This is a genomic window from Pseudomonas sp. SG-MS2 (assembly GCF_009933855.1).
GTDB lineage: Bacteria > Pseudomonadota > Gammaproteobacteria > Pseudomonadales > Pseudomonadaceae > Aquipseudomonas > Aquipseudomonas putida_E.
This window is the reverse complement of sequence record NZ_MOMO01000229.1, coordinates 1-372: the sequence shown is the minus strand read 5'-3', so window position 1 is coordinate 372 and position 372 is coordinate 1. Positions and strand designations below refer to the sequence as shown.

Sequence of the window (372 nt, the reverse complement as noted above, 5' to 3'; positions counted from 1 at the left end):
CCGCAACTGGCAATGTTCAACGAGCCGGAAAGCGAGCCGTTGCTGGCCGTGGTTGAGGATGCGGACGAAGAAGTCGTTGCCCCAGTCAAACGTCGTGGCAAGCGCAAACCGTTGTCGGCTGACCTGCCACGTGTCGAAGTCATCCACGACTTGCCCGAGCACGAGCTGACCTGCGCCTGCGGTTGCCGCAAACATGTGGTTGGCGAGGAAACCAGCGAGCAGCTCGATATCGTGCCGATGCAGATCCGCGTGCTCAAACATGTGCGCAAGGTTTACGGCTGCCGTGGTTGTGAAGCGGCGCCGGTCACCGCCGACAAGCCAGCCCAGTTGATCGAAAAGAGCATGGCCAGCCCCAGCGTGCTGGCCATGCTG

General features: G+C 61.6%; 1 protein-coding gene. It reads left to right on the top strand.

Annotation, left to right across the window (positions count from 1 at the left end; genetic code table 11):
• Positions 1 to 372: IS66 family transposase zinc-finger binding domain-containing protein (locus BLX42_RS26955; RefSeq protein ID WP_256672046.1), on the top strand; the 372-nt coding region annotated here is incomplete at both ends.